Here is a 6,293-nt window from a genome sequence, read left to right as displayed (position 1 = left end):
TTCTATAGGGTACATTTTAATACGTTCTTGCTTTTTTATTTTCACTATATTTATCCCTACTTTCAGTTCGTTTTTTACATATTGATTTGCTTATTTCACCAATTAACAACTCAAATTTTTGACAAATCAAAAAGATTGAAATCCACTTATGAAACACGTAATATAGACTCTGACTCAAAAAAAGTTCGTAAAAAAATACTACCTAAATAAGGAGGTTTTATATACGAGTTTTTCACTTTAAAAGACGGAGAGGTTTTACATTATGTGGCGTAATAAAAACGTTTGGATCGTTTTAATTGGGGAGTTTATTGCAGGTCTAGGATTATGGCTTGGTATTCTTGGCAATCTTGAATTTATGCAAAAATATGTCCCTTCTGATTTTATGAAATCAGTTATATTATTTATCGGGCTATTAGCCGGTGTTCTAGTTGGACCTATGGCTGGTCGTGTCATCGATCAGTATGAAAAGAAAAAAGTTCTTCTTTACGCTGGGTTTGGTCGAGTTTTAAGTGTTATTTTCATGTTTTTCGCTATTCAATTTGAAAGTATCACATTTATGATTGCATTTATGGTTGCACTGCAAATTTCAGCAGCATTTTATTTCCCTGCATTACAATCTGTAATTCCACTCATCGTACGTGAGCATGAGTTATTACAGATGAACGGTGTACATATGAATGTTGGTACAATCGCTCGTATTGCTGGTACTTCACTAGGTGGAATTCTTTTAGTTGTGATGAGTTTACAGTACATGTATGCCTTTTCAATGGCAGCATACGCCTTATTATTCCTCTCGACTTTCTTCCTAAAATTCGAAGACAAGAAATCAACAACACCAAGTAAACAAGCTGCAAAAGATAATAGCTTTATGGAAGTATTTCGTATTTTAAAAGGAATTCCTATCGCTTTTACAGCACTTATATTAAGTATCATCCCTCTATTATTTATAGCTGGGTTTAATTTAATGGTTATTAACATTAGCGAAATGCAACATGATCCTACAATTAAAGGGTTCATATATACAATTGAAGGTGTCGCATTTATGCTAGGTGCCTTCGTGATTAAACGTCTATCTGATCATTTCAAACCTGAAAAATTACTATATTTCTTCGCAGTGTGTACTGCTTTTGCACACCTTTCATTATTCTTTAGTGATATAAAATGGATGGCTCTTACATCATTTGGTTTGTTTGGGTTTAGTGTCGGCTGCTTCTTCCCTATTATGTCGACAATTTTTCAGACGAAAGTGGAAAAAAGTTATCACGGTCGCCTCTTCTCATTCCGTAATATGTTTGAGAGGGTTATGTTCCAAATCGTCTTACTTGGCACAGGCTTCTTCTTAGATACAATTGGGTTACAATATATGGTTCTCATCTTCGGTGTCGTTTCATTATTGATTATCTCTATTTCCCTTTCTAAGCAGAAACATTATGAAAAACAGCCTTCGCAATCTGCGAATTTATAACTTAAACATGATTGGGCATGGCTTCAGTTTTATACTGGGCCATGCCTCTTTGTTTTATAAAAAAACTATATATTACATTAATCGAAAACATTTAAAGGAGTACTCCCTCTCGCTTTCGAATACAGTATATAAATAAAGTATAAAGGAGTTTGAAAGATGTCTGATGGTATGCAGCTATTTATTGTTCTTCTTTTTGTAATTGCTATGTTTATCATCATAAACTTTTTAGCTATTTCCCTTTCTCAACATAGCTTTAAAAGAAGAATTGTGGCGGGTTTCGTTTTCTTATTATTAACTCCCTTTGTCTTTTTGACTACCACAGCCTTCGCTTCTATATTCGATAAAGTTGGATTTGGTACAGGTTCTTTAGCCTTTATTATTGCAAGTGTATATATTTTAAATGGAATAGTCATTCTTCTTTCCTCTTCATTTATCCTCAAAAAGGTATAGTAAAAAATATACTGCTAGGTATGAATGCTAGATTCATGCCTTTTAGTTTTTGTTATCCTTTTCCCAATTTTTATATGAAATTAAATAATTCTTTAAAAAAATTTAAACTTTATTTATTATAATAATCCTTATCGTATTCGCACGTTTATTAAAAATTAAAAGAAAGGAGCACAAAATGAAAAAGTTTCTACTTACAATTCCTATACTAGTCGTCCTACTTAGCGGATGTAGCAATAATGATATATACGGTTCTTGGGAAGTCGTTGACAATAAAAATGGGCTTTGTCCTACATTTTATAAATTTGAAACAGTTGTAAAAGAAGAAAAGAAAGAAAAAATTATTCAAAACTTAGTGGAAATGCAAACAACAAAGAAAAAAGAAGATTTATACAAAGGTTCATTTGTCAAAAATTCTAATGTGTATCACATTGATTATGGTAACTCATTTACATCGGATCAAACTTTAAAAGTTGCCGATGGTACATTAAATGTATACTTTTATGCAGTGGAAAAATTGTGTACATATAAAAAGATAAACAATTAGTCTTCATTTATAACGTAGAAAATATTTTCTACGTTATTTTTACGTTTCTACTCATTATCCTCCCTCTAAATTTGTCAATCATTTTAATTTTCATAAAAAAATGATAAAATATAAACACGTGTTTTCAGAATAATTAAAAACGTAGAATGAAAGCACTGTTTTTAGGAGGGGTTTTGATGACTTACACGTTAGCAACTAGAATGAAAGCATTCCAATCTTCTATATTTAGTGAATTAGGGGCCTATAAAAAAGAAAAAATTTTAGCAGGTCACAAAATGATTGACTTAAGTATCGGGAATCCTGATATGCCGCCCGCTGACTTCGTTAGAGAAGCAATGGTACATACAGCGAGTCAAAAAGAAAGCTACGGATACACATTAAGTGGTATTCAAGAATTTCACGAAGCTGTAACTGAATATTACAATAATAATCATAACGTTATATTAAATGCGGATAAAGAAGTTTTATTATTAATGGGTTCACAGGACGGACTCGTTCATTTGCCAATGGTTTACGCAAATCCAGGAGATATTATATTAGTGCCTGACCCAGGATATACAGCTTATGAAACAGGTATTCAAATGGCTGGCGCAACATCTTACTACATGCCATTAAAGAAAGAGAATGATTTCTTACCAGACTTAGAAGTTATCCCTAAAGAAATTGCTGATAAAGCGAAAATGATGATTTTGAACTTCCCAGGAAATCCAGTTCCAGCAATGGCTCATGAAGAGTTCTTTAAAGAGATAATCGCATTCGCGAAAAAACATAACATTATCGTTGTCCATGATTTTGCTTATGCTGAATTTTATTTCGATGGTAATAAGCCAATTAGCTTCCTCTCTGTATCTGGTGCAAAAGAAGTTGGTGTAGAAATCAATTCTTTATCAAAAAGTTATAGTTTAGCAGGTAGCCGTATTGGATATATGATTGGAAACGAAGAAATTGTTCGTGCACTTACACAGTTTAAATCAAATACAGACTACGGCGTATTTTTACCAATTCAACAAGCAGCATCTACTGCACTAAGAAATGGCGCGGCATTTTGTGAGAAAAACCGCGTTATTTATCAAGAACGGAGAGATACTTTAGTCGATGGGTTCCGAACATTTGGTTGGAATGTCGATAAGCCAGCTGGTAGTATGTTCGTCTGGGCTGAAATTCCGAAAGGCTGGACTTCTCTAGACTTCGCTTATGCATTAATGGATCGTGCGAATGTCGTTGTTACACCAGGTCAGGCATTTGGTCCTCACGGAGAAGGATTTGTACGTATTGCACTTGTTCAAGATAAAGCAGTACTACAACAAGTCGTTGAAAACATTAGAAATAGCGGCATTTTCTCTCTTGAAAAAGTAGATGAATTAGTTAAAAACTAGTTCCCGCTCCCCTGCTTAAATTTAGCAGGGGTATTATGAATTGGAGGTACTTTCATATGCATATTAAAGACACACTTCCCCATCGTTATCCATTTTTAATGATTGATAAAGTAACAAGTATTAAAGAATCACAATCAGCTACAGGCTACAAACTCATCACAAATAATGAGTGGTTTATTAATGAAAATCAAAGCCATATGCCTCATATGTTAATTGTAGAAGCACTTGCTCAGCTTAGTTCCTTTGTAAATACAAGCAACTCTGAAGGTTTAGGTTTTCTCTCCTCATTAGATGGAGTTGAGTTCCATGAGAAAGCATACCCTGGTGATAAACTTGATTTACATTATGAGCTAACTCGCAATCGTCGAGGTTTTATTCTTGGTAAAGGTATTGCAACAGTAAACGATCAGGTAATTGTGACGGTGGAAAAACTATTAATTTATCAAGCTGAGTAAACAACACATAGTTAGGAGTAGAAAAATGGAACGTGCGATCGGTATTGATGCTGGCGGAACATTAACAAAAATCGCCTTTTATAACGGAGAGAATAAAATTTCTTTTGAAAAATTTTATTCATATGACCAACAAAAAATTAAAGAATGGCTTCACAAAAACAAATTTATTACAAAATTACTTATTACAGGTGGTAAAACAGAACAATTACAGAATCTACTTTCGGATTCATATGAGACAGTAACATTAAATGAATTCGATGCTACTATAGCAGGTGTGCGCTATATTCTAAATAAAGAAAAGCAAACTATCAATAATTTTGTATTAACAAATATCGGTACAGGTACATCTATTCACTACGTTCATGACAAGCAATATGTGCGTGCCGGTGGAACTGGAATTGGTGGTGGTACCATTATGGGACTTTCAAAACTACTAACAAATATAGATCATTTTGAAGATGTAATCCCTCTAACAAAAATAGGCTCTAGAAAAGAACTAGATATTACGGTTGGAGATATTTATGGTGGTATTCTCTCTCCTATTGATAATAGCTTAACCGCTAGCAATTTTGGAAAAGCAGCCATTACAAACTCAAATTATAGTAGTTCAGACATACTAGCTACTGTGCAAGGACTTGTAGGTGAAGTTGTTACCGCATTAAGTCTCCAATTCGCCGAAACAAAAGATATTAATCATATTATTTATATCGGTTCAACCCTATGTAATAACGTACATCTTCAAAGTATTATTAGTAGTTATACAAAATATCAAAATAAGACACCAATTTTTATACAAGATGATGGTTATAGTGGTGCGATTGGTGCTTTACTTCATGCTGCGAAATAAAAAGCTGACTTTTGTCAGCTTTTAGGCAATGTTACTTCAAATTCAATAATCGATTCCCCGTTCTCTCCCATTCGCTCCACACTAATTCTATCAATTACACAACTTAACTTCTCATGAAAACTAGGAATCTCCTTAGCTGCTGAAGTAGCTAACTCAGCACTTTCTTTTCTTCCGACTGTTATATGCGGGATGTACGGAATGTCTTCTTTTAAAAATTGTAATAAAGGTCCTGTATATAGGATATCATGTAGTTCTTCTATTTGTTCTTTCCCCTTTTCAACTCGTAAAAACAAATATTCTCCCTCACTCGTAATCTGATTCGCAAGTTCAATTTCTATCTCCTGTATCCCTTTTGTCACATTCAAAATATGTAATTTCAGCTCATCATTTGAAATCGAACTTTCAAACGGGAATACAATTGTAATATGCGGTGGAATTAATCCGAATAAAGGATCGTGTTTTTTCCTAACATCCTCAATTTTGCTAATGGGCATGTTATTTAGAAAAAGTAAAATTGTACGCACTTTTATATCCCCACTCCCCCCATTTTTTTATATTTATTTTACTGTATGGTAACATGTACTTCAACAAATGATTTCAATTACATATAAAAAGAAAAACTTCTCAAAAGAGAAGTTTTTTCTTATAAAGCATGATTATTATTTTCCCGCCAAATTTTTCTAAACTTTATATAACAAGCGATTCTCCAAGGAATAATATACGAGACAGCAACAACGTAAAATAATAAACCAATCGTTTGTTGATCTAAATTAACGATAAATTGTCTCGAACCATATCTTAAAACAACAAGCGCAATAAAAGTAATTAAAAAGGCTGTACTTTTTTTCGTATAAATATTCCCATCATCTCTTCGCTCATAATTTGTTAATGCTATAAGTGGTACAGAGAAAAGAATTCCAATAAATGCTGCTATAACTAATGGTAATATAGCTGGATGTACGGGACCAAAAACCCACACAATACCTGGTGTTAAAAATAGTAATGGCCATAAAATACGTTTTCCTGTTCCTTTTATTGGCTTATACATAGAACGATAACGACGCCAAAATATTAGTAGTGCAATACATAAAAAGACGGTTATTAGTGAAGATGTATCTCCCATTTGTTTTTCCTACTCCCCCAAAATATATACTTA

Annotated in this window: 8 protein-coding genes; 6 read left to right on the top strand and 2 right to left on the bottom strand. The window is 33.2% G+C overall.

The features are described 5' to 3' along the window. Nucleotides 1-262 precede the first annotated feature (262 nt). The 6 genes from COK05_RS03885 (at nucleotide 263) to coaW (ending at nucleotide 5,137) form a co-directional block, all read left to right on the top strand. Entirely contained in the window at nucleotides 263-1,465 is a 1,203-nt protein-coding gene (locus tag COK05_RS03885; protein WP_098611538.1) for an MFS transporter, read from the top strand. Nucleotides 1,466-1,621: 156 nt separating this feature from the next. Beyond that, nucleotides 1,622-1,915 carry a hypothetical protein gene (locus COK05_RS03880; RefSeq protein ID WP_098611537.1) on the top strand — a complete coding sequence of 98 codons (294 nt, stop codon included), beginning with the start codon at nucleotides 1,622-1,624 and terminating at the stop codon, nucleotides 1,913-1,915. 175 nt (nucleotides 1,916-2,090) lie between these two features. Next, on the top strand, nucleotides 2,091-2,459 hold the full coding sequence (locus COK05_RS03875) for a hypothetical protein (protein WP_098611536.1): 369 nt from the start codon (nucleotides 2,091-2,093) through the stop codon (nucleotides 2,457-2,459). Nucleotides 2,460-2,635: 176 nt separating this feature from the next. Further along, on the top strand, nucleotides 2,636-3,835 hold the full coding sequence (locus tag COK05_RS03870) for an LL-diaminopimelate aminotransferase (protein WP_141538885.1): 1,200 nt from the start codon (nucleotides 2,636-2,638) through the stop codon (nucleotides 3,833-3,835). A 56-nt stretch (nucleotides 3,836-3,891) separates the two neighbouring features. Beyond that, nucleotides 3,892-4,290, top strand: a complete 399-nt coding sequence (locus tag COK05_RS03865) for a 3-hydroxyacyl-ACP dehydratase FabZ family protein (protein WP_098611534.1) — start codon at nucleotides 3,892-3,894, stop codon at nucleotides 4,288-4,290. Nucleotides 4,291-4,315: 25 nt separating this feature from the next. Beyond that, nucleotides 4,316-5,137 (top strand): type II pantothenate kinase, encoded by an 822-nt coding sequence (gene coaW, locus COK05_RS03860; RefSeq protein ID WP_098611533.1) that lies wholly within the window; start codon nucleotides 4,316-4,318, stop codon nucleotides 5,135-5,137. A gap of 14 nt (nucleotides 5,138-5,151) precedes the next feature. Here the strand turns inward: coaW and COK05_RS03855 are convergent, their stop codons facing one another. After that, a complete protein-coding gene (locus COK05_RS03855; protein WP_098611532.1) occupies nucleotides 5,152-5,661 on the bottom strand; it encodes a 2'-5' RNA ligase family protein in 510 nt (169 codons plus the stop codon). 119 nt (nucleotides 5,662-5,780) lie between these two features. Further along, a complete protein-coding gene (locus COK05_RS03850; protein ID WP_098611531.1) occupies nucleotides 5,781-6,260 on the bottom strand; it encodes a CcdC family protein in 480 nt (159 codons plus the stop codon). Between the last annotated feature and the right edge of the window lie 33 nt (nucleotides 6,261-6,293).

Source organism: Bacillus cereus, from assembly GCF_002567495.1.
Taxonomy (GTDB): domain Bacteria; phylum Bacillota; class Bacilli; order Bacillales; family Bacillaceae_G; genus Bacillus_A; species Bacillus_A cereus_AQ.
Note: the sequence above shows the minus strand (reverse complement) of the source record. Positions and strands in the feature narration are given on the sequence as shown.